22 protein-coding genes are annotated in these 25,143 nt (G+C 43.4%); 17 read left to right on the top strand and 5 right to left on the bottom strand.

The annotated features are described in order from the left end of the window. Nucleotides 1-16: 16 nt before the first annotated feature. From IAE45_RS03810 to IAE45_RS03755, 12 genes are all read left to right on the top strand, one after another. Complete coding sequence (locus IAE45_RS03810; RefSeq protein WP_081118492.1) at nucleotides 17-436, top strand: GNAT family N-acetyltransferase; 420 nt, start codon at nucleotides 17-19, stop codon at nucleotides 434-436. 57 nt (nucleotides 437-493) lie between these two features. Then, nucleotides 494-1,234: a MurR/RpiR family transcriptional regulator gene (locus tag IAE45_RS03805; RefSeq protein ID WP_200125041.1), complete on the top strand. Its 741-nt coding sequence runs from the start codon at nucleotides 494-496 to the stop codon at nucleotides 1,232-1,234. Between the two features lie 359 nt (nucleotides 1,235-1,593). Further along, nucleotides 1,594-3,738: a glycoside hydrolase family 3 N-terminal domain-containing protein gene (locus tag IAE45_RS03800; RefSeq protein WP_200125039.1), complete on the top strand. Its 2,145-nt coding sequence runs from the start codon at nucleotides 1,594-1,596 to the stop codon at nucleotides 3,736-3,738. A gap of 223 nt (nucleotides 3,739-3,961) precedes the next feature. Then, nucleotides 3,962-4,963, top strand: a complete 1,002-nt coding sequence (locus tag IAE45_RS03795) for a LacI family DNA-binding transcriptional regulator (RefSeq protein WP_200125038.1) — start codon at nucleotides 3,962-3,964, stop codon at nucleotides 4,961-4,963. Nucleotides 4,964-4,976: 13 nt separating this feature from the next. Beyond that, nucleotides 4,977-5,894 (top strand): ROK family protein, encoded by a 918-nt coding sequence (locus IAE45_RS03790; RefSeq protein ID WP_232845359.1) that lies wholly within the window; start codon nucleotides 4,977-4,979, stop codon nucleotides 5,892-5,894. 57 nt (nucleotides 5,895-5,951) lie between these two features. Next, nucleotides 5,952-6,899 carry an ABC transporter permease gene (locus tag IAE45_RS03785; protein ID WP_081118497.1) on the top strand — a complete coding sequence of 316 codons (948 nt, stop codon included), beginning with the start codon at nucleotides 5,952-5,954 and terminating at the stop codon, nucleotides 6,897-6,899. A 12-nt stretch (nucleotides 6,900-6,911) separates the two neighbouring features. Then, on the top strand, nucleotides 6,912-7,787 hold the full coding sequence (locus IAE45_RS03780) for a carbohydrate ABC transporter permease (protein ID WP_077453844.1): 876 nt from the start codon (nucleotides 6,912-6,914) through the stop codon (nucleotides 7,785-7,787). Nucleotides 7,788-7,805: 18 nt separating this feature from the next. Continuing rightward, nucleotides 7,806-9,449 (top strand): ABC transporter, encoded by a 1,644-nt coding sequence (locus IAE45_RS03775; protein WP_200125036.1) that lies wholly within the window; start codon nucleotides 7,806-7,808, stop codon nucleotides 9,447-9,449. A 13-nt stretch (nucleotides 9,450-9,462) separates the two neighbouring features. Continuing rightward, nucleotides 9,463-10,041: a hypothetical protein gene (locus IAE45_RS03770; RefSeq protein ID WP_081118499.1), complete on the top strand. Its 579-nt coding sequence runs from the start codon at nucleotides 9,463-9,465 to the stop codon at nucleotides 10,039-10,041. A 164-nt stretch (nucleotides 10,042-10,205) separates the two neighbouring features. Next, complete coding sequence (locus IAE45_RS03765) at nucleotides 10,206-11,834, top strand: PTS transporter subunit EIIC (protein ID WP_081118500.1); 1,629 nt, start codon at nucleotides 10,206-10,208, stop codon at nucleotides 11,832-11,834. Next, entirely contained in the window at nucleotides 11,834-13,165 is a 1,332-nt protein-coding gene (locus IAE45_RS03760; RefSeq protein ID WP_077453863.1) for a 6-phospho-alpha-glucosidase, read from the top strand. Before IAE45_RS03765 ends, IAE45_RS03760 begins: the two co-directional genes overlap by 1 nt. 219 nt (nucleotides 13,166-13,384) lie before the next feature. Further along, nucleotides 13,385-14,758 (top strand): gluconokinase, encoded by a 1,374-nt coding sequence (locus IAE45_RS03755; protein ID WP_233618937.1) that lies wholly within the window; start codon nucleotides 13,385-13,387, stop codon nucleotides 14,756-14,758. Nucleotides 14,759-14,776: 18 nt separating this feature from the next. Here IAE45_RS03755 and IAE45_RS03750 read toward each other — a convergent pair whose 3' ends face one another. Next, a complete protein-coding gene (locus IAE45_RS03750) occupies nucleotides 14,777-15,517 on the bottom strand; it encodes a MurR/RpiR family transcriptional regulator (RefSeq protein ID WP_060792114.1) in 741 nt (246 codons plus the stop codon). Nucleotides 15,518-15,668: 151 nt separating this feature from the next. On the opposite strand from IAE45_RS03750, the gene IAE45_RS03745 reads away from it, so the two are divergent. From IAE45_RS03745 to IAE45_RS03725, 5 genes are all read left to right on the top strand, one after another. Beyond that, a complete protein-coding gene (locus IAE45_RS03745) occupies nucleotides 15,669-16,421 on the top strand; it encodes an IclR family transcriptional regulator (RefSeq protein ID WP_081118501.1) in 753 nt (250 codons plus the stop codon). A gap of 110 nt (nucleotides 16,422-16,531) precedes the next feature. Further along, complete coding sequence (locus IAE45_RS03740) at nucleotides 16,532-17,179, top strand: bifunctional 4-hydroxy-2-oxoglutarate aldolase/2-dehydro-3-deoxy-phosphogluconate aldolase (RefSeq protein ID WP_081118502.1); 648 nt, start codon at nucleotides 16,532-16,534, stop codon at nucleotides 17,177-17,179. Nucleotide 17,180: 1 nt separating this feature from the next. Next, on the top strand, nucleotides 17,181-18,179 hold the full coding sequence (locus tag IAE45_RS03735) for a sugar kinase (RefSeq protein WP_081118503.1): 999 nt from the start codon (nucleotides 17,181-17,183) through the stop codon (nucleotides 18,177-18,179). A gap of 13 nt (nucleotides 18,180-18,192) precedes the next feature. Next, nucleotides 18,193-19,035, top strand: coding sequence for a 5-dehydro-4-deoxy-D-glucuronate isomerase (gene kduI, locus IAE45_RS03730; RefSeq protein ID WP_081118504.1), 843 nt, complete (start codon nucleotides 18,193-18,195; stop codon nucleotides 19,033-19,035). A 22-nt stretch (nucleotides 19,036-19,057) separates the two neighbouring features. Continuing rightward, nucleotides 19,058-19,864 (top strand): gluconate 5-dehydrogenase, encoded by an 807-nt coding sequence (locus IAE45_RS03725; protein ID WP_005229917.1) that lies wholly within the window; start codon nucleotides 19,058-19,060, stop codon nucleotides 19,862-19,864. A gap of 258 nt (nucleotides 19,865-20,122) precedes the next feature. On the opposite strand, the gene IAE45_RS03720 is transcribed toward IAE45_RS03725, so the two are convergent. Genes IAE45_RS03720 through IAE45_RS03705 form a run of 4 tightly spaced genes read right to left on the bottom strand, consistent with a single transcriptional unit; the run spans nucleotide 20,123 to nucleotide 25,141 of the window. After that, nucleotides 20,123-20,794, bottom strand: a complete 672-nt coding sequence (locus tag IAE45_RS03720; RefSeq protein WP_081118506.1) for a rhamnogalacturonan acetylesterase — start codon at nucleotides 20,792-20,794, stop codon at nucleotides 20,123-20,125. Between the two features lie 10 nt (nucleotides 20,795-20,804). Then, complete coding sequence (gene uxaC, locus IAE45_RS03715; protein WP_200125034.1) at nucleotides 20,805-22,193, bottom strand: glucuronate isomerase; 1,389 nt, start codon at nucleotides 22,191-22,193, stop codon at nucleotides 20,805-20,807. Between the two features lie 20 nt (nucleotides 22,194-22,213). Continuing rightward, nucleotides 22,214-23,725: a UxaA family hydrolase gene (locus IAE45_RS03710; protein WP_200125032.1), complete on the bottom strand. Its 1,512-nt coding sequence runs from the start codon at nucleotides 23,723-23,725 to the stop codon at nucleotides 22,214-22,216. 12 nt (nucleotides 23,726-23,737) lie between these two features. Further along, nucleotides 23,738-25,141 carry a tagaturonate reductase gene (locus IAE45_RS03705; protein ID WP_081118509.1) on the bottom strand — a complete coding sequence of 468 codons (1,404 nt, stop codon included), beginning with the start codon at nucleotides 25,139-25,141 and terminating at the stop codon, nucleotides 23,738-23,740. Nucleotides 25,142-25,143: the final 2 nt, after the last annotated feature.

The raw sequence follows: 25,143 nt of genomic DNA, 5'->3' as shown, positions 1-25,143 counted from the left end.
AAAAGGAGTAAAAATCATGATTGCGATTCGACTGGCGGTAGCAACAGATGAAGACTTCTGGCTTTCATTGGATACCCATTTGCCAAAGGAACGATTCTTCAAAAAGGTAGCTGAACAAACGGCTTATGTCTTGATCGATAATGGACAGCCAATTGGGTTGTTACGCTATAATTTTTTCTGGGATACGATTCCTTTTTGTACGATGCTAGTAATCGCCGAATCCCATCAAGGTAGGGGATTTGGGAAGCGTTTGGTCGATCACTGGGAACAACAGCAAAAAGTAGCAGGGCATGCTCTTTGTATGACGTCCACACAAGTCGATGAAAATGCTCAGCATTTCTATCGAAAATTAGGGTATCAAGATGCCGGCGGTTTGCTTTTGAATTCTCCCGGATTTGAACAACCGATGGAATTATTTCTTGTGAAACAATTGTGATGTTTTTGCTAGCTTGTGGTACATTGATAGGAGAATGAGAAAATAGGAGCGTTTACTATGTCTTTTTTTGGAAAAATCGATTTCAATGAGTTATCAGAGACCGATCGTGCGATTTATCATTATATGTCGAGCCAAAGTGATAAAATTCCCTATATGCGGGTCCGTGAGATCGCGCTTGAATCCCACACCTCAGCTTCTTCTGTTATGCGCTTTATCCGTAAATTAGGGTATGAGAGCTTTACAGAATTTCGTACCCAGTTCAAAGCACCTGAGTTAGAGGCGGTCAGTTTTTTTAGCAGTATGACCGTTTTGGATCCGGAACGCTTCCCGCGAGACATCGAAGGAAAAATCCGGCGAATCGCTGAAAGAATGCTGGTATGTGAGAATATTATATTTTATGGCATCGGTGCGTCAGGTTCAATGTGTGAATATGCTGCTCGCCGTTTTGCTACGATCGGATTTAATAGTTATGCTTTGGTGGATAATACCTATCCAATCTTTGCGAAGCTGAAACATACTTCAGACAATATGATCGTTGTCCTTTCAATTACTGGAACGACCACTGAGATCATTGAAGTGGTCAATGGCTTTCGTAACAATCCTGACTTCACCACGGTAGCGATCACCAGTAACGCCAACAGCACCTTGGGACGGATGTCCGATTACGTCTTGGACTATTCGGTTGATGTAAAACGCATCAACAAATATGAAGATTTGACGACACAAATTCCTTGCCTTTTCTTAGTGGAAGCGTTGTCGGAGACGGTTCGTCAGTTTTCTTTAACAGCAGAAGAATAGGGAACGGATTTTTTGTATGTTTAATCATAAATCAACAAACAGCTTCATTCCATCAAAAGGAAGTTCCTTTGTTGGGATGATCCGGCTGTTTGTTTTTTTATTAGAAACGTGGACGAGACAATGGCGAATGTATCAGGAGATTTGGTGCTATACATATTTGTGGTACACCTTGTACCATGATGATGATTTTTCCTTTCTGCGAAGAGTTGCACCAAAGTATAAAAACAATCTATTTTTGAAAACGTTTTTAATTATACTAAATGAAAGGAATAGACACCATCTTGCTTCTGTCGAGAAGGCGCAAATCCGGCAATTTCGACAAGAAAAAGAAGCGAGCCTAATGATTGGAGAGAAGAATAGTGGAAACCATAAAACTAAAAAAACTAATTGACCGAATGACCTTAGCTGAAAAAGTGGGCCAATTGGTTCAACTAACGCCAGATTTTTTTGCACAAGGGGGAGAAATCACCGGTCCGATGCAGCAATGGCAAATGAGCGAAGAACAATTAGGGACGATTGGTTCAGTGTTGGGAACCCATACTGCTGAACAAGTCTACACGATCCAAACGTCTTACCTAGAGAAAAGTCGGTTAAAAATTCCCCTTATTTTTATGGCAGACGTTATCCATGGATATGAAACGATTTTCCCAATTCCACTGGCCTTAGCATCCTCCTTTGATGCGCAATTAGTGGAAGAAGTCGCAAAAGCCTCGGCAAAGGAAGCGGCAGAAGCGGGTATCCATGTCACGTTTTCACCAATGGCGGATCATGTCAAAGATCCGCGCTGGGGAAGGGTTTTAGAGAGTAATGGAGAAGATCCGACCTTATCTGCGGTGCTGACGGCTGCTTATGTACGAGGGTATCAAGGAACTGCTTCCCTTGCAGAAAATAAACAGCGAATTGCTGCTTGTGTCAAACACTTTGTCGGCTATGGCGCTGCAGAAGGTGGGCGGGATTATCATACGGTCGATTTGTCTGATCTTGAGCTTTACCAAAATTATCTGCCCGCTTTTCAGGCAGCAATTGAAGCTGGTGCAGAATTGGTCATGACTTCTTTTAACACGATCCATGGTGTGCCAGCTACAGCCAATCAACCATTGCTGCAGGATGTATTGCGAGAAAAGCTTGGGTTCGATGGCTTGATCATCTCAGATTGGGCAGCTGTGGCTGAATTGATGGCCCATCGTGTGGCTGCTGATCGAACGGAAGCAGCGAAAAAAGCCTTTACTGCAGGTGTCGAAATGGATATGATGAGTGATTGCTATTTAAATGCACTAGAACAAATCATTGATGCAGATCCTGCTATGAATGAGCAGTTGAATAAGGCGGTTTTTCATGTGTTACATTTAAAGAACAAGCTAGGCCTGTTTGAAGACCCTTATAGAGGGTTAATACCGGAAAACTTAGCACCTAGACTCCTAAAAGAAACCCGTCTGCTTTCACGAGAAGCAGCAAAGAAAACAACGGTTCTTCTGAAAAACCAAGCACTGTTACCGTTGCAAAAAAAGCAAAAGGTCGCATTGATCGGCCCCAAAGCAGCTTCGAAGGATCTTTTGGGGGCTTGGTCGTGGATCGGCAAACCGGAGGCTGCGGTCTCCTTAGCGGAGGGACTTTCTCAAAAAGAAATTGACTTAACTGTCTTATCATATCCTGACGGGGAAATGCTGACGAGCACCTTTATTGATGAGGCGTGTAAAGTTGCTAAAGAAGCTGAGGTTGTTTTATTGGCTATGGGGGAAACTAGCGAGGAAGCGGGAGAAGCGGCAAGTCTGACCAAACTTTCTTTATCAAGAAAGCAAGAAGCATTAGTTGAAGCAGTTAGTCAGGTCAATCCTAAGATCGCAACGATTCTTTTCTGTGGCAGACCACTGGTTTTGACCGCTATCGAGCCTCTTTGTCAAGCCATCATAATTGCCTGGTTCCCTGGATCAGAAGGCGGTAATGCGTTGGCAGATTTGTTGATGGGCGAGTCTGAACCGCAAGGACGTTTAGCTATGAGTTTTCCTCGAGCAGAAGGACAGTTGCCGATGACCTATGCTCAACTCTCAACAGGTCGGCCATTGACAGAAGAGAATAGTGATCAAAAATATATTTCGCGCTATATGGATGAAAAAAACGATCCTCTCTTTTCTTTTGGCGCAGGAATAGGTTATGGACAATGCAAGATTAGCAAGACACAAATCGTTCACCCTGATGAAAAAAATAAACCATTTGAGATCATTTGTACGCTGAAAAATGAGGGAGACAGTCCTCATACCACAACACTTCAATTGTATAGCAGAGACGATGTTACTGAAGTGGCACGACCGATGAGAGAATTAAAGCAATGGCAAAAAATCAATCTTCCTGCTGCTGAAGAAACGCAGCATTCCTTCTATGTTACACCAGAGGATTTTGCTTATGTTCATTCCGATTTCTCGGCAAAAAGTGATCCTGGTACGATTTCTTTATACCTTGGCTTTGCTGCTGCCTCAGCGAAGTTGATTGGGACGCTCACGATTTAAAAGCCTTTCGAGGCTTTTTTTTGTAGGTACAACTTGTACCACGATGGCACAGGTTTCAAGGTGCTGGTACATGCGCCAACTAGTTCTAGAACCATTGTGGGTGAAAACGTTTTTATATATAGTTGGTTTATCGGATGACCAATCTTAGAGTGGTCGTTGATTTTTTTAGCAAAATAAAAACGTTTTTATTTTTGAGAGAAATCGTTCAGGAGGGGAGAATCATTTGACAAATCGAATCACGATTCGGGAAGTGGCAAAGGAGGCAAACGTATCCATTGCGACTGTTTCTAAAGCACTGAACGGTGTCAATGTTGTTCGACCAGCAACGAAAGAACGAGTGCTGGCTGCCGCGCAACGTTTGCATTATGTCCCCAATTTAATGGGCAAACAATTGAAAAACACAAAAACCAAGATGCTTGGTTTTTACACCACTAGCATTAAAGGACCTTACTTTAGCGTATTAGTTGAAGCGATTGCCAGAGAGGCAGAAACGCATGGGTATGCAGTCAACGTCTTCTTATCCACGGATAAACGAGTGGTTTTCAATAGTATTTTAGGGGGGATGGTTGATGGCATTATTGGATTTGAAGATTTTTTAACAGAGCAGGATTTGGCAGCGATGGAAAGAGAACAAATCAAAGCCGTCTTTATCGATCGAAACATTCAAGAGAAGAACTTTGGTAGTGTGGTATTTGATTCCTTCGAAAAAGGAAAAGCTGCTACTAAGTATCTCTTGTCACTAGGACATAAAAAAATCGTTTTTATCAGTGGGATTGCTGGTGTTTATGACAGTGATGAACGCTTAAGAGGGTATTGCGAAGCATTAAAAGAAGCCGGCATCTCTTGGCGCTCGGATTATCAATTGCAGGGATTCTTTGAAGAAGAACGGACGAGAGCCAGCGTGCAGCAGTTTTTGTTAGAGCAAAAAGACTTGCCCACAGCATTTTTGGCAGGGAATGATCTTAGTGCGATCGGAACAGTCAAGGCGATCCACGAAACCAAGTGGCGGGTGCCTGATGATTTCAGCGTGATTGGTTTTGATGGTATTGATCTTTTAGACTATTTTACTCCTCGCTTGACCACAGTGAAAAATCCGATCCAACAGCAAGGGATCACGGCAGTAAAACATTTAGTAGAATTGATTGAGGAAAACGCATTTGGTATCTCCTACGTTTTACCAGGAGAATTGAGTATTAATCAATCGACAAAACAAGTAAATGAATAATGAGGGTGAAGCGATGTTTATTGGAATTGATGTTGGAGGAACGGCTATCAAATATGGTGTGATCTTGAGAACTGGTGAAATTGTAAAGAAAGGACAGATGCCAACGATTCATGAAAAAGAAAATTTTTTGCAGTCTATCGAAGTATTGATCAAATCGCTGCAGCAAGATGCAGTGATCGAAGGTGTCGGTATTAGCGCACCAGGCATTATCCAAAAAGATGGCACGATGATCACGGCAGGATCAATCAAATCCCTGTATGGAATCAACTTGAAGCTAGAATTAGAGGGACGTGTTAAGCTGCCGGTCATTGTTGAAAATGATGCCAATGCGGCGGCGATTGCTGAAAAATGGTTGGGGCACGCACAGACCTGTGAAAACTATCTTTGTCTCGTTGTGGGAACAGGCATTGGGGGCGGGATCATCGTCAACAATCGGCTCTATCGCGGCAGCCATGGTATGGCGGGGGAATTTGGGTGGATGCTGATCGACTCATTGCCTGAACAGGGAAATCTAGAGTCAGTTTCCTTGAACCAACGAGCTGCCATCGTGGGAGGGCTTTGCCATCAATACCAACTGGCACTTCAGCAACTAGGGCGAAGTGATCTGCCCAAAGATGCAATCGAGATTTTCCAGCGAGGAGAACAAGGAGAAGTAGTAGCGAATCAAGTGATTTCACAGTTCTTCCAAGATTTATCAGTGGGCTTACTGAATTTGATCAGTACATTTGATCCCGAGCTGATTTTGGTTGGTGGTGGGGTCAGTGAAAATGATGGTTTCATGACAAGGCTTGAAGAGACCATGAGCCAGCTAAAAGCTCGCCATGAAAGTATTGGTTATTTAGAAGGTCGCACGATTGCACCGATTCAACGAGCAAAATTAAAAAATGATGCTGGTATGATTGGTGCGGTCTATCAATTGATGAACCAATAAAGGAAAGCATGTATTTCCTTTGGGTGAAAAAGTAAGCGTTTTAGAAAGGGTGGAAAAATGGAATCAAAAGGTGTCATGCTAAAAGCAACCCCACAGAAAAGGTCATTTTTGCAAAAACTAAAAAGCCAAAGCTTTTATCAAGCGATGGTTTGGCCAGGTATTCTCTTGATGATCATTTTTAATTTTATCCCACTATATGGGATCGTCATCGCGTTTAAAGATTACTCGGTTCTTGATTCGATCGCAAATGCGGAGTGGGTCGGTACCCAGTATTTTCAAGAGTTTTTTAGTGATTCAATGTTTTGGACGGTGATGAGTAATACACTAGGCATCAGCTTTTTTAAACTGCTGATTGGTTTTCCAGCGGCGATTGGCTTAGCGGTATTGATCAATGAAATCGTTCATGTTCGTTTAAAGAAGGTCGTTCAAACGGTCTCTTATTTGCCCCATTTTCTGTCTTGGGTCATCTTAGGTGGCATGTTTATTACGTGGTTATCTGATACGGGATTGGTCAATAATTTGTTGCTAGGTGTTGGGGTGATCGATGAACCGATCCGTTTCTTGACTGACCCAGAAAAATATTGGGCCATCGCAGTCATTTCCGATATTTGGAAAGAAGTTGGCTGGAATACGATTTTATACATTGCTGCTATGACAGGGATCAATCCAGCTCTTTATGAAGCAGCGAGAATGGATGGTGCCACGAAATTTCAGCAGATCACGCGGATCACGATCCCTTCGATCCGCCATATTATCGCATTGACGTTTGTTTTATCCGTTGGTGGGTTATTGGGTTCAAACCTTGATCAAACACTCGTCTTACAAAATCCTGTCAATTATCAGTCCAGTGAAGTCATTAATTCATTCGTCTATAAAATGGGGATACAACAAGGAGACTTCTCCTATGCGACCGCCGTTGGCCTGTTTGTGTCGGTTGTTTCTTTGATCCTCGTGGTAGGAAGTCATCTTTTGACCAAAAAAATCAGTGATGAATCAGTTTTTTAGAGGAGGGAAAGTATGAAGCAAACATTTTCAAAAGATGAGAAAATATTCAATGTTGCCAATGTGATTTTTATGGTGTTCTTTTTAGCCATCATTGCTTTGCCTTTGTGGAATATCGTCGCGTTATCTTTCAATGATGCGACCGATGCCGCAAGAGGGGGGATCTACTTTTGGCCCCGGAAATTTTCACTAGAAAGTTACTACACCGTTTTTGAAGATTCTGCGATCTATAAAGCCTTTGTCATCTCAGTTGCAAAAACTGTGATTGGTGTTGTGTTGCATACGGCACTGACGGCAATGGTCGCCTACGGGATGAGTCGTAGAAACCTAATGGGACGGAAAATTTATATGAACATGGGGATTTTAACGATGTTCGTTTCTGGAGGGATGATACCCACATTTCTCTTATTTAAGGAACTGGGCTTGTTAAATAATTTTTGGGTCTACATCATACCTGTCTTATTTTCTTTTTACGACATGGTGATTCTGATGAATTTTTTCCGGAGCATTCCATTTTCGCTGGAAGAATCTGCCATGATGGATGGCGCCAATCCTTTTATTATTTTCGTGAAAATCATTTTGCCATTGTCCCTTCCAGTTTTGGCAACCATCGCATTATTTCACGGGGTCTTTCAGTGGAACGATTATATGACGGCTAATATCTACGTTGATGATCGCAGCTTATATCCTTTACAAATGCTGCTATTTCGGATCGTTTCGGAAAATCTATCGCCCGCAGTGGCGACCGGAACCAATGTGGTCAGAAATACGACTTCACAGTCATTGCAATTAGCAACCATGGTCGTCACGACGGTTCCTGTCGTCGTGATCTATCCATTTTTACAAAAGTACTTTATTCAAGGGATGACTCTTGGATCAGTAAAAGAATAGACAAAAGGAGAGAAAAAAATGAAAGCAAGCAAATTATTTTTAGGGATCGGTCTCGCACTTACGTCAACCATAGTATTAGGAGCCTGCGGCAATTCCAATAATGAGTCCAAAGGGGCCGCCGTCGTAGAAGATCTGCCAGAAGCCCGCTTTGAAGCAGATAAAGACACGCCTAGCTGGCAAAAGGACACCGACCATGAAGCTACTTTGAAATGGTATGTCAATTTTGATTGGTATGCTCAGCCGGGTTGGGGCAAAGATACTGTGACGCGAAAAATCAAAGAAGATATGAATATCAATGTCGAATTTATTTCAGGAAATGACGAGAACCTTAATACGATGCTAGCTGGTGGCGATCTTCCAGATATCATGACCTTCGATAAAAACCTGTCTGCTGCAAATGAAGCGACAAAATTTGCCTTGCCATTAAATCTTTTGGCAGAAAAATATGACCCTTACTTCTTAGAACATGCAGCGAAGCCGGAATCTGTTCAATGGTTTACTTTAGAAGATGGCAACATTTATGGATACCCAAGCTTTTCCACGACTGCACAAGATTATGAGGACGGTAATGTAGTAGGAGACCAAGTTTTCATTGTCCGCAAAGATATTTATGAAGCATTAGGGGAACCCGATATGTCGACGCCAGAAGGATTTTTAGATGCATTAAAACAGGCAAAAGAAGCATTTCCGACGGCAGATGATGGTGCAGCTCTAGTCCCATTTGCTTCGACTGCACTAGATATTTCCAATGGCGGGGATGGCGCCTATGGTGGTACTTTGCAAGATTTTCTAAGCATTGCACCAAGTGTTGATGGGCAATTTAATGATCGAGATGCTGATGAGGAGTATATCACGTGGATCGAGACTTTTAGAAAAGCGCACAATGAAGGATACATCACCAACGACCAGTTTTCAGACAATGACAACACGATGAAAGAAAAACTAGGACAAGGGCGATATTTTGCTTACCTGCATACGAATACGAAGGGACTCAATGAGTTTATGTCTGATAATAATGCCCGTAATCCTGAGCAAACTTATATTGCCGTCGATGGTCCAAAAAATTCGAATGGCGATGATTCCACTTTTACTGGCGGAAATATTGGTGGATGGACACAAACCTTTATCACGACGTCGACAAAAGAACCCCAAAAAGCCATGGAACTTTTGACCTATTTAGCAAGTGAGTATGGCACGATGGTCACTACCTTTGGTATCGAAGGGGAAACATACAATCTCGTAGATGGCGTGGTTGAATACTCAGAAGAAACAGAAGCCTTAAGAAATTCGGACATAGCTCGTTTTGACAAGGAAATTGGTTTAGGTTCTTATTGGTTCGTTGGCAATGACAATTACGCCATTCAAATGGGACAAAAACCAGCAACATCGATTCGGCAGATGGTGGAATGGTCGCAAGACAAATTGGCGCCGCGTTTTGAGATCGAAGACATTGATCCTCGCACCGGTTCTGAAGCAAGAAATCTCACTTCCATCAACACAGCAAGAGTGCAAGCGTTGGTCAGCTTTATTCAGGCAGACTCGGAAGAAGCGGGACGTCAGATTTGGGAAGATTACTTACAAGAACGAGAAAACAATGGTTGGTCAGCAATCGTTGATTATCGAAATGAGAAAATCGCTGAAAATATTGAAAAATTAAAATAAAGGTGTGTGTGTGATGTTTGCTTTAGAGAGTCGTTTTTATCGTCTTTGCGAAATCGTTTTTCGTATGCTGGTATTGAATCTCTTGTTTTTGGTGGTATCGTTTCCGATCGTCACGTTTCCAGCAGCTATGCGAGCGGTGGTCGATGCTTACGAACATCCTGAAGCAAAACTGCTAAGCCCTTTTTTGAAAAATAGCAAAAGTGCGTTATTGAAGACCCTGCCACTAGGGGTCTTCAATCTCTTCTCATTATTATGCGGACTCAGCTTGTGGCGTTCTGCTGCTTTGACGAATTCATTGTTTTTCTCTTTTTTGACCATCATTTTTCTTACTTTTTTGTTGTCCTACAACATCAACCTGTATGTGATGCAATCAAAAATGCAAGATCGGCAAAAACTGTTTGACCTTTTTCGTAGTAGTTTTTTCTTTACGATGATGCACTACCATAAAGGGATCGGAATCTTAGTCCTAGCAGCGATCGGCTATTTCTTCACATGGCAATCAGCACCAGGTATCTTCTATCTGTTTTGTCTGTCTGGGCCCTTGTATTTCTATCAAAAAGTGTTGCATCTAAAAAGAGTGGATCAATCTTGATTCACTCTTTTTTTGTTGCTGGTAATCGCCACTAGCAAGGAAGGAAACAGGATGAAACACATTCCAATCTTTGAAACGCATTGAATTGAAAACGTTTGCTATTCTATTAGTAACAAATGTTTCCTATAATGAACCTACAAATCAACTACAAAGGAGTTTCCTCAATGAAAGAAAAAGTGATGGATGCGATGCAGAAATTCTCCAAGGCAATGTTTGTGCCCGTTTTGATTTTGCCGATCGCAGGGATATTGATTGCCGTTGGGAATGTGTTTACGAATGTCCGCTTGCTTGAGCAGTTTCCCTTTTTGGATAATCCGATAACCACCGGTTTTGGTAGTATCTTATCCGCTTCCTTATTACCGATTTTAACCAATTTAGGCATTATTTTTTGTGTTGGGATCGCTTTAGGGTTAGCCAATAAGAAAAAGGCTGAAGCGGGATTTACCGCGTTGTTAGGTTATTTCGTCTTCTTAAATGCCATGAACAAATTCATGGAGCTTCGGGGGATGTTGGTTCCAGCCGATGCCCTTCAAGGTTCAGGACAAGCGATCGTTTTAGGAATCCAAGTGTTGGACATGGGGGTCTTTCTGGGTATCATTTTAGGGATCGTCGTAGCATTGATCCATAATCGTTTTATCGATACGACCTTTAACAATGCCTTTCAAGTTTATGGCGGCGCGCGCTTCGTCTTTATTGTCTTGATTCCGGTCGTCGTGTTATTAGCCATCGTTTCCACGTTTATATGGCCAGTAATACAAACTGGTATCGACGGTTTAGGCGGCATCATTCAACAAACGGGCAACTTTGGCATCTTCTTGTACGGGATGTTGGAACGCTTATTGATTCCAACTGGCTTGCATCACTTGATCTATACGCCGTTTTTGTATACTTCATTAGGCGGTGTCGCAGAAGTTGGCGGTCAAGTCTTTGAAGGGGCACGGAATATTTATTTTGCGGAAATTGCTGACCCAGCAGTCCGCGTATTATCGCAAAGTGTCATTTGGGACGCTCGTGGGATCTCAAAAATGTTTGGACTGATCGGTGCTTGTTTGGCGATGTATCAAACGGCAAAACCAGAAAATAAAGTCAAAGTCAAAGCCATTTTGATTCCAGCTGTCGTTACTTCCTTTATTGCAGGTGTGACTGAACCAATCGAATTTTCTTTTATGTTCGTGGCACCTGTTTTGTTCGTCATTCATTCTGCCCTTAGCGGCTTGAGTATGGTGGCGTTAAATCTCTTTGGTTCTCGTGCCATCGGACCGAATGGCTTCATCGACTTTCTTTTGTACAACTTGCCATTAGGGATCGAGAAGACTCGCTGGCCGGTATACTTGATCGTCGGGGTCGTCTTCTTCTTTCTTTATTACTTCTTGTTCCGCTTTTTGATCACGAAACTGAACTTGAAAACGGTCGGGCGTGAAGAAGATGGAACAGAGACCAAACTGTATTCGAAGAAAGAGTACAAAGAAAAACAACTTGCTGGAGCAGGTGTCGGGGTCATGGCGAGTGATCAAGCCGCCACTAATCCAACTAGTGAAACAAGTATCTCAGCAATCATCACCAAAGCGCTAGGTGGCGATGACAATATCAAAACCATTGACAACTGCTATACCCGCTTACGTTTAAAACTAAAGGATCCTGAACTCGTGGATGAAGCGCTGCTAAAAGACGAAACACAAGCCAAAGGCGTGATCAAAAATGGTGAAAATGTCCATGTCGTTTACGGGTTGACCGTGCCGAAAGTGCGGGAAGAATTAGAAAACTATCTTGGAAGAGAAGGAGAGATTGAATGATGAAAAATTTTTCAGTAGTGATCGCAGGGGGCGGCAGTACCTTTACCCCGGGAATCGTTATGATGCTGCTTGACAATCAAGAACGCTTTCCTTTAAGAAAGCTGAAACTATACGACAATGATGAAGCACGCCAAGCGATCCTCGGTGAAGCCCTAGCGATCTTATTAAAAGAACAAGCACCGCAAATCGAATTTTCGTTTACGACGGATCCTGAAGAAGCCTTCAGCGATGTCGATTTCTGTATGGCGCATATCCGAGTAGGAAAGTATGATATGCGGGAAAAAGATGAAAAAGTCCCCTTGCGTCATGGCGTCTTTGGCCAAGAAACCTGTGGACCAGGAGGGATCGCTTATGGGATGCGCAGCATCACTGGTATGCTGGAGATCATTGATTACATGGAAAAGTATTCCCCCGATTGTTGGATGCTGAATTATTCCAATCCAGCTGCAATCGTAGCTGAAGCATGTCGAGTCTTGCGTCCTAAATCAAAAGTTCTGAATATCTGTGACATGCCCGTGGGCACGTTGCGTCGGATGTCGCAAATCATTGGCAAGCAGCCAGAAGAGTTAGAAGTTCGCTACTTTGGCTTGAATCATTTTGGCTGGTGGACCAGCGTCAAAGACAAAGAAGGCACGGAGTACATTCAAACCATTCGGGACTACGTTGCAGAACACGGCTATTTGACACAGATCGAAGTGGATACCCAACATACAGACCCAAGTTGGCAAGACACCCACAAAAAAGCCAAAGACCTCCTGGCGCTCACACCAGAATATCTGCCAAATACGTACTTGAAATATTATTTATACCCAGATTACGTCTACGACCACATGAAAGAACATCCAGAGTATACGCGTTCCAATGAAGTGATGGAAGGACGGGAAAAACGAGTGTTCGATCATGCCAAAAAGATCACTGCCCAAGGATCTGCTGAAGGGATCGCTTTTGAGATTGATGCCCATGCAACCTTTATCGTTGATTTGGCACGCGCCATCGCTTTTAATACGCATGAGCGAATGGTGATGATTGTGGAAAACAACGGCGCGATTGCGAACTTCCCGGATGATGCCATGGTGGAAGTGCCATGTATCGTCGGTTCTGATGGACCAGAAGCTCTTGCTCAAGGAAAAATTCCTGCCTTCCAACAAGCCCTCATGTTCCAGCAGGTGACTGTGGAAAAATTAGTGGTCGAAGCATATGTGGAAAAGAGCTATCAAAAAATGTGGCAAGCGTTAAGCCTTTCCAAAACGATTCCTAGCGCAAAAGTAGCCAAAGAGTTACTCGATGATTTGGTCTCGGAAAATGGTGATTACTGGCCAGGATTGTCTTGATTTGTTTCACATTTGCGAAACATTTGCTGATTGGCTAACTGGAAAGAGGAAGATTCTCCAAGAATCTTTCTTTTTTTATTTTTGCTGTGGAAGGATAATTCTCTGAAGAAAATCACTACGAAACGTCTTCTCAACAAAACGATCAGACAGGTATGCTAGAATATGCCACTAACTATGGTAGAATAAAGCTAATTGAATCAGATGAGAGGGAGCAATGCGATGTTTTTAGGGATTGATATCGGCACAACAGCCATAAAATTTGGGGTCATTGAAGATCGGAAAATCATTTACTCACAGTCATTACCAATCAAAACCCATAGCCACGGGTTAAAACAGACCCAATCAGCAACCCAGATCAGTAGCCAATTGATCAGTGGTGTCACAACGATTCCCGCTCAATTAAAAGCGGCAATCACAGTGATCGGGTTCAGTACCGCCATGCACAGTTTGATGCCAGTGGCTGGTGAGACAGCAGAAGAGATTTACATTTGGTCAGACAATCAAGCGAGTCAAACGATGACGGCCTTTCGTCAAACGGATCTGGCGGCAACGTTTTATGAAGAGACAGGGACACCGATCCATGCGATGTCTCCCTTTGCGAAACTGGCTTATTTCCAAACAAATGGTTCATATTCCAAAGAGACGAAATGGTTTGGCTTAAAAGAACTAGCAATGGCGTTGTTTACCGGACAAGCACGGATCGATTATAGTACCGCATCAGCGACCGGTCTTTTTTCTTTGAAAGAAAAGCAATGGAGTCAAAAAATTCTCAATTATTTATCCCTTTCAAAAGCCCAATTAGCGCCTTTATGTGCACCGACTGATCGTTTTTTGATTACCGAGGAGATGGCGCAGCGGTGTGGCTTGAAGCCTGAGGTAGAAGTGATGTGTGGGGCTAGTGATGGGTGTTTAGCAGCATATGCTGGCTATATTTCTACAGGGATCCGCAACAGCTTGACGATCGGAACCAGTGCGGCGGTTCGTAAAGTAAGTGAGACCACCGTCTTTGATCGCCAAAAACAAAATTTTTGCTACTATCTGCAAGATGACCTCTATGTCGTAGGGGCACCTTCAAACAATGGTGGCTGTGTCCTTGCTTGGGCAAAAGAGACCTTATCAGAAGATCCTGATGGGTTTTATCATTATCTGCCGCAAGTCATGGAGGAATCACCGATCGGCAGCAACGGCTTACGTTTTTTTCCCTATTTAAACGGGGAGCGGGCACCTTTTTGGACAAATGAGATCACAGGCGGCTTTTCTGGCTTGACCCTGAAACACAATCGCTCAGACATGTTGCGGGCAGTCATCGAAGGCATGCTGATGAACATCGATTTATTAAAGCAAATGGCGCAGTTGGAAGGGGCAGTCACTGTAAGTGGTGGTTTCTTTCAAACAAAACTTTTAGGTCAAATGACCGCGGATGTGTTGGGGCTGACCTGTTATCTTTCCGATGAAAACGAACCGATATTCGGCTTGTATGATTTATACAAAAGCTCTGTTGTGCGGCAAGATCAGCCAGATGAAAAATTTGTTCCTGATCCGCAGAACCAAGCGCTCTATCAAGAACTGGCAAAAACCTATTTTCAAGCATAAGCCAAAACCAGCAATCCACTAAGGTTGCTGGTTTTCTTTTTCAACATGGGTAAAAGCGTCGACGATATATTCCATCAATAAGAGCAGTTTACCAAAGAAGCTAGTGTACTGGATGTTTTGGGTGTCGTAGGGACGTTCATCGGTCACTTCAAAGGAAAAGGTCGCTAGTTGATTGGCGCGATGATCACCGTTCCCGCAAAACAAAACAGTTGGTATGTGATGTTCATTGGCTAATGCCATCTTCTCCAGTACTTTTTGTGTTTCGCCAGATTTAGAGATGGTGATCAGCATACTGATGTTCTCGATGTTGTTACTAATGATCCCACCTGAGTCAGAAGCACTGACTAATAAGGTTTTGATGCCGTTGACCAGCATTTTTTTGTGGAGGTATTCTGCCACGATCCCAGAAAAACCTGTTGCATAAATCGTAATAAACTTGTCCTTGTTTCGTCCATAGATTTCTTTGATCGCATCGATCGTATCTGCAATACTGGCAGCGTCAATTTGGTAATCGATGGCGGCTTCAGTGATCGTCTGATTTTTCAAGCGATTCTTTAAGAAGTAAAGTAGCTCTAGATAGCCAGAAAAACCTAATTTTTGCGCAAGCCGCACGATGGTTGCGGGGGAAGTGTAGATCGCTTTAGCGATTTCTCTTAAGGGCAGTCCATCGATCGCAGCGGTATTTGCAAGCAAATAATCAAGAATTTGCAGCTCATTGTCAGTCAATTTTTTTCCTTTGATCAATACATTTAAGTCCATTGTTCGGCACTCCTTTGTCTTGTCTTCATCATACAATGAATAACGACAGAAAGTAAAATAGGAATCGCGTCTTGCTGATATATAGGAAAAAAGATTGTGCATTTCCTAAAAAGATATTATAATTTCTTATATAGAAAATAAAGGTGGAGAAATGATGACACAAAAACCATATGGAACCGTACTACTAAAAGCAGCAACCATTTTAGATTATCTCGCAGAAGCGCCCAGTAAACCATTGCAAGAAATTTCAGAAGCAACGAAACTGACCCCATCCACAGCTTTGAAAATATTGGAAACGCTGCAAATGATCGGCTATGTCAAACGCGACAAAGAGAAGAATTATCGCTTAGGGTCTAAACTGATCAAGTATGCCAATCAAAACATTCAAGAGCTTGATTTAGTGGAAATCAGCTTGCCATACTTGGAAGCATTGCAGAAAACGGCGGATGAAACGATCCACTTAGGGGTCTTGACTGCCAATGAGATTCTTTATGTCAATAAATTGGAGCCTCAGAATCAAACGATCCGCATGTCTTCAAAAGTAGGGATCACAAGACCGTTGTATAGCTCTGCCATGGGGAAAGCCGTTTTAGCGGAGTTTGATGCCCCTCAAGTAGAGGAGTACTTGGCAGCAACGCCTTTAACCGCTTATACGGAAAACACCATTACGAACCAGTTGAAGTTGAAGAAAGAATTGGAGCAAGCAAAAGAAAACCAAGTAGCGTTTGATGATGAAGAAATGGAACAAGAAATCTATTGCATCGGCGCCTCACTGATAAAAGATCAGGAGATCGTTGGGGCGTTTTCTATCAGCCTACCGAAATACCGCTTGACCCCAGAATACAAAATGACATTGATCGATGCGATTATTGCGACAAAACAACAAATTGAACAAGCATTATAAACTTTTTAATGGAAATCCCTTGCAAATAAAAAAGAGAACGGTATAATAAACGTGTAAGTTTCTTTATAATAAATACCGTTTTCCAAATAGGAAATAAATGGAGGGCCTCAATGAAAAAAGTAGCGAATTTAATGAAACTAAAAGAAAGCGGCGTGATCGCTGTTGTGCGTGGCGCTTCAAAAGAAGAAGCACTACAAGCAAGTAAAGCGATCGTTGCAGGGGGGATCACCGGCATTGAGTTGACTTTTACAGTGCCTCAAGCGGCGGATGTAATCGCTGAATTGGTAGCAACCTTCAAAGAGAATCCAGCGGTAGTCGTTGGTGCTGGGACCGTTCTTGATGCAGTTACCGCCCGCTTAGCGATTATGGCAGGAGCAGAATATGTTGTCAGCCCAACTTTTGATCAAGAAACGGCTGAATTATGTAATTTATATCAAATTCCTTATCTGCCTGGTTGCATGACCATTTCAGAAATGAAGGACGCCTTAAAAGCAGGCGCAGATATCATTAAACTATTCCCGGGTAGTGCGTATGGCCCAAGTATCATCTCGGCCTTCAAAGCGCCATTGCCGCAATTAAACATTATGCCGACTGGTGGTGTCAGCTTAGACAACATGCAAGAATGGTTTGCAGCGGGTGTCGTAGCCGTTGGTGTAGGGGGGAATTTGTTAGCACCAGCAGCAAGTGGGGATTTTGACAAAGTAACAGAAGTAGCGAAACAATATGCGGCAAAATTAAAAGAGATTCGAGGAAAGTAAGATGGCAAACATTCTGACACTAGGAGAAATCATGTTGCGTCTATCGACAACGTTAGGCGACCGAATTGCCCATAGTTCGAGGTTTGCTGCCCATTATGGCGGTGGGGAAGCCAATGTTGCGATCTCCTTGGCGAATTTTGGTCATCGCGTTTCTTTTGCTAGTAAAGTGCCGGAAAATGCTTTAGGAGATGCCGTTTTTCAGCATTTACGAAGCTATGGCGTCGATTGTCGCCACGTGCTTCGTGGCGGTTCCCGACTAGGTACTTACTATATTGAAACCGGTATCGGGGAACGAGCAGCGCGAGTGGTTTATGATCGCGCAGGCTCTAGCTTTGCTCAAATGAAGGAAAATGAGTGGCAGTCTGACCTTTTTGATGGGGTTGACATTGTTCACCTTTCAGGGATCACGCCCGCTCTTTCAACGACTTGGCAGACGCTTTTACTGACGTTGATCAAAGAAGCGAAAGCAGCTGGTTGTAAAATCAGTTTCGATATCAATTATCGTGGAAAGCTGTGGACGACCGCTGAAGCGCGCGTCTTTTTGCAAGAAGTGCTCCCCTATGTCGATTATTGCTCAGCAGGACAGTTAGATGCCCAAGTCTTTATGGATGTACCTGCTGCAACAGAAGAAGTCGAAGATGACTACTATTATCAAGAAATGCATCGGAAATACCCAAATATCCAGCTCTTTTATTCAACTAGTCGTCAGGTGCTCTCAGCAAGTCACAATCAATTGACAGGAAGCCTATGGCACAACGGCAATTATGTCGTTTCTGCAACCCATGAGATCAATCCAATCGTTGATCGCGTTGGAGGAGGCGATGCCTTTTCAGCTGGTATCCTACATGGTCTTGTCACGAAGAAACAAGACCAAGAAATCATTGATTTTGCAACTGCCGCATCTGCCTTGAAGCATACGATCCATGGCGACTGTAATCAGTTTAGCGCCAATGAGATACAAGAATTTATTGCAACAGGTTCAGGAAAAATTATCCGATAGGAGGAAGTTAAACATGCAACACATGGAAACACGCTATACCCATAGTCCACTTGATATTCGTCACTATAGTACCGAAGAATTACGCAGAGAATTTTTGGTAGAGAAAATTTTCACACCGGGACAAATCATGCTGACCTATACCCACAATGATCGGATGATCTTTGGCGGAGTGACACCGACAGAAAAAGCGTTAGAAGTGCAATTAAGCAGTGAACTAGGGGTGGAGTACTTCTTAGAACGCCGTGAATTAGGCGTCATCAATATTGGAGGACCCGGTGCGATCACGATCGATGGCCAAAAAGAACCAATGAAAAAACAAGACGGCTACTATATCGGCAAGGAAACCAAACAAGTCTTGTTCCACTCAGATGATCCAGCAAATCCAGCGAAATTCTATCTATCTTGCGTGCCAGCACATAAGAAATACCCAAATGTAAAAATCAGTATCGATCAAGTCACACCAATGGAGACAGGCGAGGGCTTGACCTTAAATGAACGGAAAATTTATCAATACATTCACCCAAATGTTTGTGAAAGCTGTCAATTACAAATGGGGTACACGATCTTAGAACCAGGCAGCGCTTGGAATACGATGCCAAGTCATACCCATGAACGTCGGATGGAAGCATATGTGTATTTTGATTTTGCTAATGAAGACACAAAAGTGTTCCATATGATGGGTAAACCAGATGAAACGAAGCATTTAGTCGTTAGTGAAGAACAAGCCGTTATTTCTCCAAGCTGGTCGATCCATTCGGGTGTTGGAACCAGTAACTACTCCTTTATCTGGGCAATGTGTGGCGAAAATATCACCTATACCGACATGGATATGGTGGCAATGGACGACTTAAAATAAAAAGAAAGAGGGTTTATCAATTATGGATTTTTCAATGGATCAATTTCGTTTAGATGGTAAGATCGCATTAGTGACAGGCGCTGTCTATGGGATCGGTTTTACGATCGCTCGTTCACTAGCAGCAGCAGGAGCAACGATCGTTTTTAACAACTTGGATCAAGAATCAGTGGATAAAGGATTAGCAAACTATCGTGAAGCAGGGATTGAAGCCCACGGCTATGTCTGTGATGTAACGGATGAAAAAGCAGTCAACGAAATGGTCAAGCAGATCGAAGAAGAAGTTGGCGTGATCGATATCTTAGTCAATAATGCTGGGATCATCAAACGAATCCCGATGTTGGAGATGTCTGCTGAAGACTTCCGTCAAGTCGTTGACGTGGACTTGAACGCTCCATTTATCGTTTCAAAAGCAGTCTTACCGTCAATGATCAAAAAAGGACATGGAAAAATCATCAACATTTGCTCAATGATGAGTGAATTGGGAAGAGAAACAGTGGCTGGTTATGCAGCGGCTAAAGGCGGCTTGAAAATGTTGACGAAAAACATTTGTGCTGAATTTGGTTCAGCTAACATTCAATGTAATGGGATCGGACCTGGTTATATTGCAACACCGCAAACCGCACCATTACGAGAGATCCAACCAGACGGTTCTCGTCACCCATTTGATCAATTTATCGTAGCGAAAACACCTGCTGCCCGTTGGGGTGAGCCAGAAGATTTAGCAGGACCAACGGTTTTCTTAGCTTCTGAGGCATCCAACTTTGTCAATGGCCATGTCTTATATGTAGACGGCGGTATCTTGGCGTATATCGGGAAACAACCTGAATAAAACAATCAATAGTAAGGATGGGGACGATTGCAATCGTTCCCATTTTTATGGTACAACACCCAAAAAATGTAGGGCTTTAAAAGGTAGCTTGGCGATTAATGGGTTGAAGCAAAGGAACTGCAAACAAATCTTTTAAAAAGAAGGAAAAGCAAAACGCTGTGAAGGGAAATGCTCTTCGCAGCGTTTTGCTTGAGTTGCTCTTTTTAAAATCAGGTAGCGTATTTATGTTAAGGGAAGATTCAACACGAGCAATGAGTTTCAATCTAAAAGAACTTGTTGTGCAAGTGGTAATGGAGCATTTGACAAACATTTGGCAACTAATTTGGCGACGGCTGTAGCACCTTGGTCATTCAAATGCGTGTTATCCGTAATGCCGGCTGGATAATTGGGGTGCTGGTTTTTTTCTAAATGAAGAAAATAGGTTTTCGCCTGTTGTGGTTCCAGTGCTGAAAAGAACCGTTGTGTTGCGGCAAAAAGATCCAGACAGACCACATCCAAGGAGGTAGCCAAAGCACGCATTGCTTCTGGGTAAGGACCGACTGCCGAAGGATCAAGTTGTTGTTGGTCCACGTAATGCAAACGAGTGATCGAGGTCAATAGGATCGGTGTCGCTTGCTGCTGGCGTGCCGTTTGCACGAAGGTTGCTAAATTATGCTGATATTCTACAGGTGTCGTACCACGACTATCTGTTTTTTGATCGTTGTGTCCAAATTGAATCAAGAGATAATCACCAGCATGTAGTTCTTTTTTTGCCTGCAACAAGCGTCCTTCTTCAATGAAGCTTTTGGAGGAACGCCCATTTTTTGCCAAGTTGACGATTTGATGCTGGGGGAGATAGCGTGAGATCTTTTCACCCCAGCCCGTTTCTGGACGAGCGCTAGGCTCTTTGATCGATGCGGTGGAATCACCGACGATGACGATTTTTTCCATTGTCTTTCTCCTAAAATTTGAAGTAGTTATTGGCATTTTGATAACAAACATTTTCTACTAATGGTTTTAGCTGACGAAGATCAGCAGGTGCTTCACCACGTACAACGATCTCAGCAAGCCATTCACAAAAGACGCGTCGGAAATATTCATGACGGGTGTAAGACAGAAAGCTTCTTGAATCCGTCAGCATGCCGACAAAGTTAAAGATCACACTGCCGTCTGCGAATTTCGTCAATTGGTGACGCATGCCTGCGCGGGTGTCGTTATACCACCAGCCAGATCCTAACTGCAATTTATTATTGCCTTCTTGCTGGAAGCACCCCATCAAAGCGACGAGTGCATCATAGTCATTGGGATTTAAGGAGTAGAGAATCGTTTGAGGCAAATGGTCCTGCGCATCAGCAGCGTTCAATAATTTCTGCAAGCTTTGAGTCAGTGGTTGATCATTGATGCCATCGTAGCCCGTATCTGGTCCCAAGCGCTCAAACATTCGTTGATTGCAGTTACGGTACGCATGGACATGCAGTTGCATCGTCCAACCATGTTCGTGATACAGCTTCATCAGTTCAACTAGAACATTGGTTTTGAAGAACGAGACTTCGTTTTCCTCCAAAGATTCCCCAGCTAATGCTTTGGCAAATATTGCTTCAAGGGATAACTGTTCGTCTGTAAAATACACTAAAGTATCCAGCGCATGGTCAGACAAGCGGCAGTGATGTTGGTGAAAGTAGGTTACACGGTCCCGCAAGGCTCTCAAGAAAGCATCATAGGTAGTGATCGCGTTTTCGACACTCTTTTCGAGTTTGGTAACATAGGCAAGAAAATTCGGATGGTCGATTTGTAACGCTTTGTCAGGTCGAAAGGTCGGCAAGACCCGAAAACGTTGTTCTGTTTGGCTTAATTGGTGATGATAGTGAAGATCATCGACTGGATCATCTGTGGTGCAAACGATCTCGGCTTTACTGCGAGCAATCAAAGCTCTTCGAGTAAAGTCTTTTTGCAGCAATTTTTCGTTGCATAGCGTCCACAAGGTTTCGGCATTTTCTTCAGTAACGGGAAGATCGATCGCAAAAAATCGTTTTAATTCTAAATGGGTCCAACTGTAAAGGGGATTTCCCACCAATTTTGGCACTGTTTGACACCATGCCAAAAATTTTTCATAATCACTGGCATTGCCGGTGATCGCTTCTTCTGGTACGCCACAAGCGCGCATCAAGCGCCATTTGTAATGATCACCACTTAGCCATGCCTCGGTGATAGTTTTAAAGGGCCGATCCTCATAGATTTCTTTCGGGTCTAGGTGGCAGTGGTAATCAATGATCGGCAGTTCTTTGGCATATTCATGGTAAAGGGTTTGAGCAATTTCATTTGGCAATAAGTAGTTTTCATTTAAAAACATGTCGAACCTCTTTTCTTTGATTATAGTGTCACGCCATTTTTAAAGATGGCGATCTCGCGAACGTTGTTGGCTTCATTACGCGTCGGTTTTCCACTGGCAGTTTCGATGATCGCTTGAATAAAATCTTCCAGCACGACCTCCATCGGCTCTTCCAACAAGCGACCGGCGTTGAAATCCATCCAGTGGGGTTTCTTATGGTAAATCTCTTGATTCGTGGCAACTTTCATGGTCGGCACATAGGCACCAAATGGCGTGCCGCGACCCGTGGTAAATAAGACGAGTTGGCAATCGGCAGAAGCCAGTGCAGAAGCGGCAACAAGGTCGTTTCCTGGACCTTCCAGCAGGCTCAAGCCTGGCTTACGGAGTTTTTCCCCATATTTTAAGACATCGACGACAGCGGAAGTCCCAGATTTTTGGGTACAGCCTAATGACTTATCTTCTAGCGTAGTGATGCCGCCTGCCTTATTGCCAGGAGAAGGATTTTCATAGACTGGTTCACCGTAAGCAAGAAAATAATCTTTAAAGTCGTTGATTAGATGGAGGATTTTTTCAAAGGTTGCTTCATCTTGTGCACGCGCCATCAAGACTTGTTCAGCGCCAAACATTTCGGGTACTTCCGTCAAGACCGTACTGCCACCTTGAGAAACTAAAAAGTCAGAAAATGCCCCCAACAAAGGGTTGGCGGTGATCCCAGAAAACCCGTCGGAACCCCCACATTTCAACCCGATCTTTAGCTCACTCAAGGGAACGGCTTCTCGTTGATCTTCTTTTGCTGCTTCCAGTAATTCTTCTAATAAGCTTTCGCCGACCGCAATTTCATCGTCGCTTTCCTGTGCCACCATAAATTTGACGCGCTTTGGATCGTAGTCACCCAGGTTTTTCTTAAACTCGGAAACGGTGTTGTTCTCACAACCTAAGCCAAAGACCAAGACGCCACCGGCATTTGGATGATGCACCGCATCAATTAAAATTTGACGAGTGTTTTGATGATCTTGGCCTAACTGAGAGCAGCCGTAGGGATGTTTAAGGATCGTAATATGATCAAACGTGCCAAGATCTGGATGATTCTTCTTGAAGTTTTCAACAATGATCTCTGCGATGCCATTGATACAACCAACTGTTGGCACGATCAGTAAATCATTACGAATTCCAACTTTGCCGTTTGCTCGACGGTACCCTTGGAACGTCGCAGCCCTTTTTGGATAACGGACAGGATGCAAATCGGGGGCATAGGTGTATGCTAAGGTACCAGAAAGGTTGGTTTTGACATTGTGGGTATGCAACCATTGGCCGGTTTTAACGTCAGCTAAGAGATGTCCAATGGGATAGCCGTATTTGATCACGTCTTGTGATTGTGCTAGATCTTTGAGGGCGATTTTGTGTCCTTGCGGAATATCCTCAAAAAGGGTGATCGTTTGGCCTTCAAATGCAAGGGTCGTATTAGCAGCTAGTGGTTTTAATGCGACTGCGACATTGTCTTTAGGGTGCAATTTCAATAGTTGCGCGGGCGTTTCTGTTAATGTGGTGGACATAAAGATTCTCCTTTATTTCAAACTTGGCTCAGGGCTGTCAATCGACGCAAGTAACTGGCGTGGTCCGTCTTGTTTTAGACAAGCGCACATTTCATTGATCGTCTCTGTCATAAAGCTCAGGTCTGCATGCCAAAGTTGCTCATTTTTTAATAGAGCGGCGATCTGTTCTTCTGCTGGTAATTGTTTCACTTGCTGAAATATGGTTGTCACTAGTTCATCATCTTGAAAGGGTCGTGTGAGATAGAAAGTCAGCAACCCTGCCAATGCGGCAGTGATTCGTTTTGGTACCTGCTGGTTTTGTTGGACATAACGACTTAAGACTGGTTGAAGACGCGCATGGAATTTTGAAACACTGTTTAAAGCGATCGATTGCAGCTGATGCTTCACATAAGGATTTCTGAAGCGCTCTTTGATTTGTTCCGCATAAGCTGTAAGCTGCGCTTTAGGCAAATCAAGCATTGGAATCAACTCTTCCTGAAAAAGACCATCCAAAAAGGCTGCAAAATCACGGTCGTTCATTACTTCTTCAACGGTTTCTAAACCCGCTAAAAGACCGAGTGGAACCATCGCCGTATGAGGGCCATTTAATAAATGTACTTTTTGTTCACGGTAAGGGGTCATATCTTCTGTCACGATCACATTCAACCCAGCTTCTTGCAAGGGGAGCTTTTCAGCTACGCCGCTTCCTTCGATCACCCATAACATAAAGGGTTCTGCAGTGACCATTACGGCATCCTCATAGCCAAGAATCTCTTGGTATTGTGCCACTTTGTCGCGAGGATATCCTGGAACGATCCGATCGACTAAGCTACAGCAGAAGGTGTTTTCTTTTTCTAACCAGTTGACGAAGTCTGACTCCAAAGACCATAATGCGGCATATTGTAAGACGATCTCTTTTAATTTTTCCCCATTCCGATCGATCAATTCGCAAGGAATGATCAAAAATCCCGGTTTTTGTCGTTGAAAACGACGATACAAAAGAGCGGTCAGTTTTGCAGGGAAACTGTGGGGAGGGGTATCGTGCAAGGTATCCTCTGGGTGAAACGCAATACCTGCTTCCGTCGTATTAGAAACGATGATCTCGAGTTGCTCATCTTCGGCTAAAGCAAGATAGTCTTCCCATTGCTGATAAGGATTCAGCACTTGATCGATAGTGGAGACGACTTCAAATGTTTGAGATAAAGCGCCATCGACAAGTCCTTCTAAGATAACGGTGTAGAGATTTTCTTGTTGTGCCAACAGCTCTTTCAAGCCGTGATCGATCGGCTGTACCACAACGGCACTGCCGTTAAAAAGACCTTGCTTGTTCATTTGCTGCAGCTGCCAGTTAAAAAAGCCCCGCATAAAATTGCCTTCCCCGAATTGAATTACTCGGGCTGGATAAGTTTGATGGGTTTGTTCGGTAATTTTTTTCATAG

This window comes from Enterococcus sp. S53 (genome assembly GCF_016516865.1).
Lineage (GTDB): Bacteria > Bacillota > Bacilli > Lactobacillales > Enterococcaceae > Enterococcus_D > Enterococcus_D innesii.
Note: the sequence above shows the minus strand (reverse complement) of the source record. Positions and strands in the feature narration are given on the sequence as shown.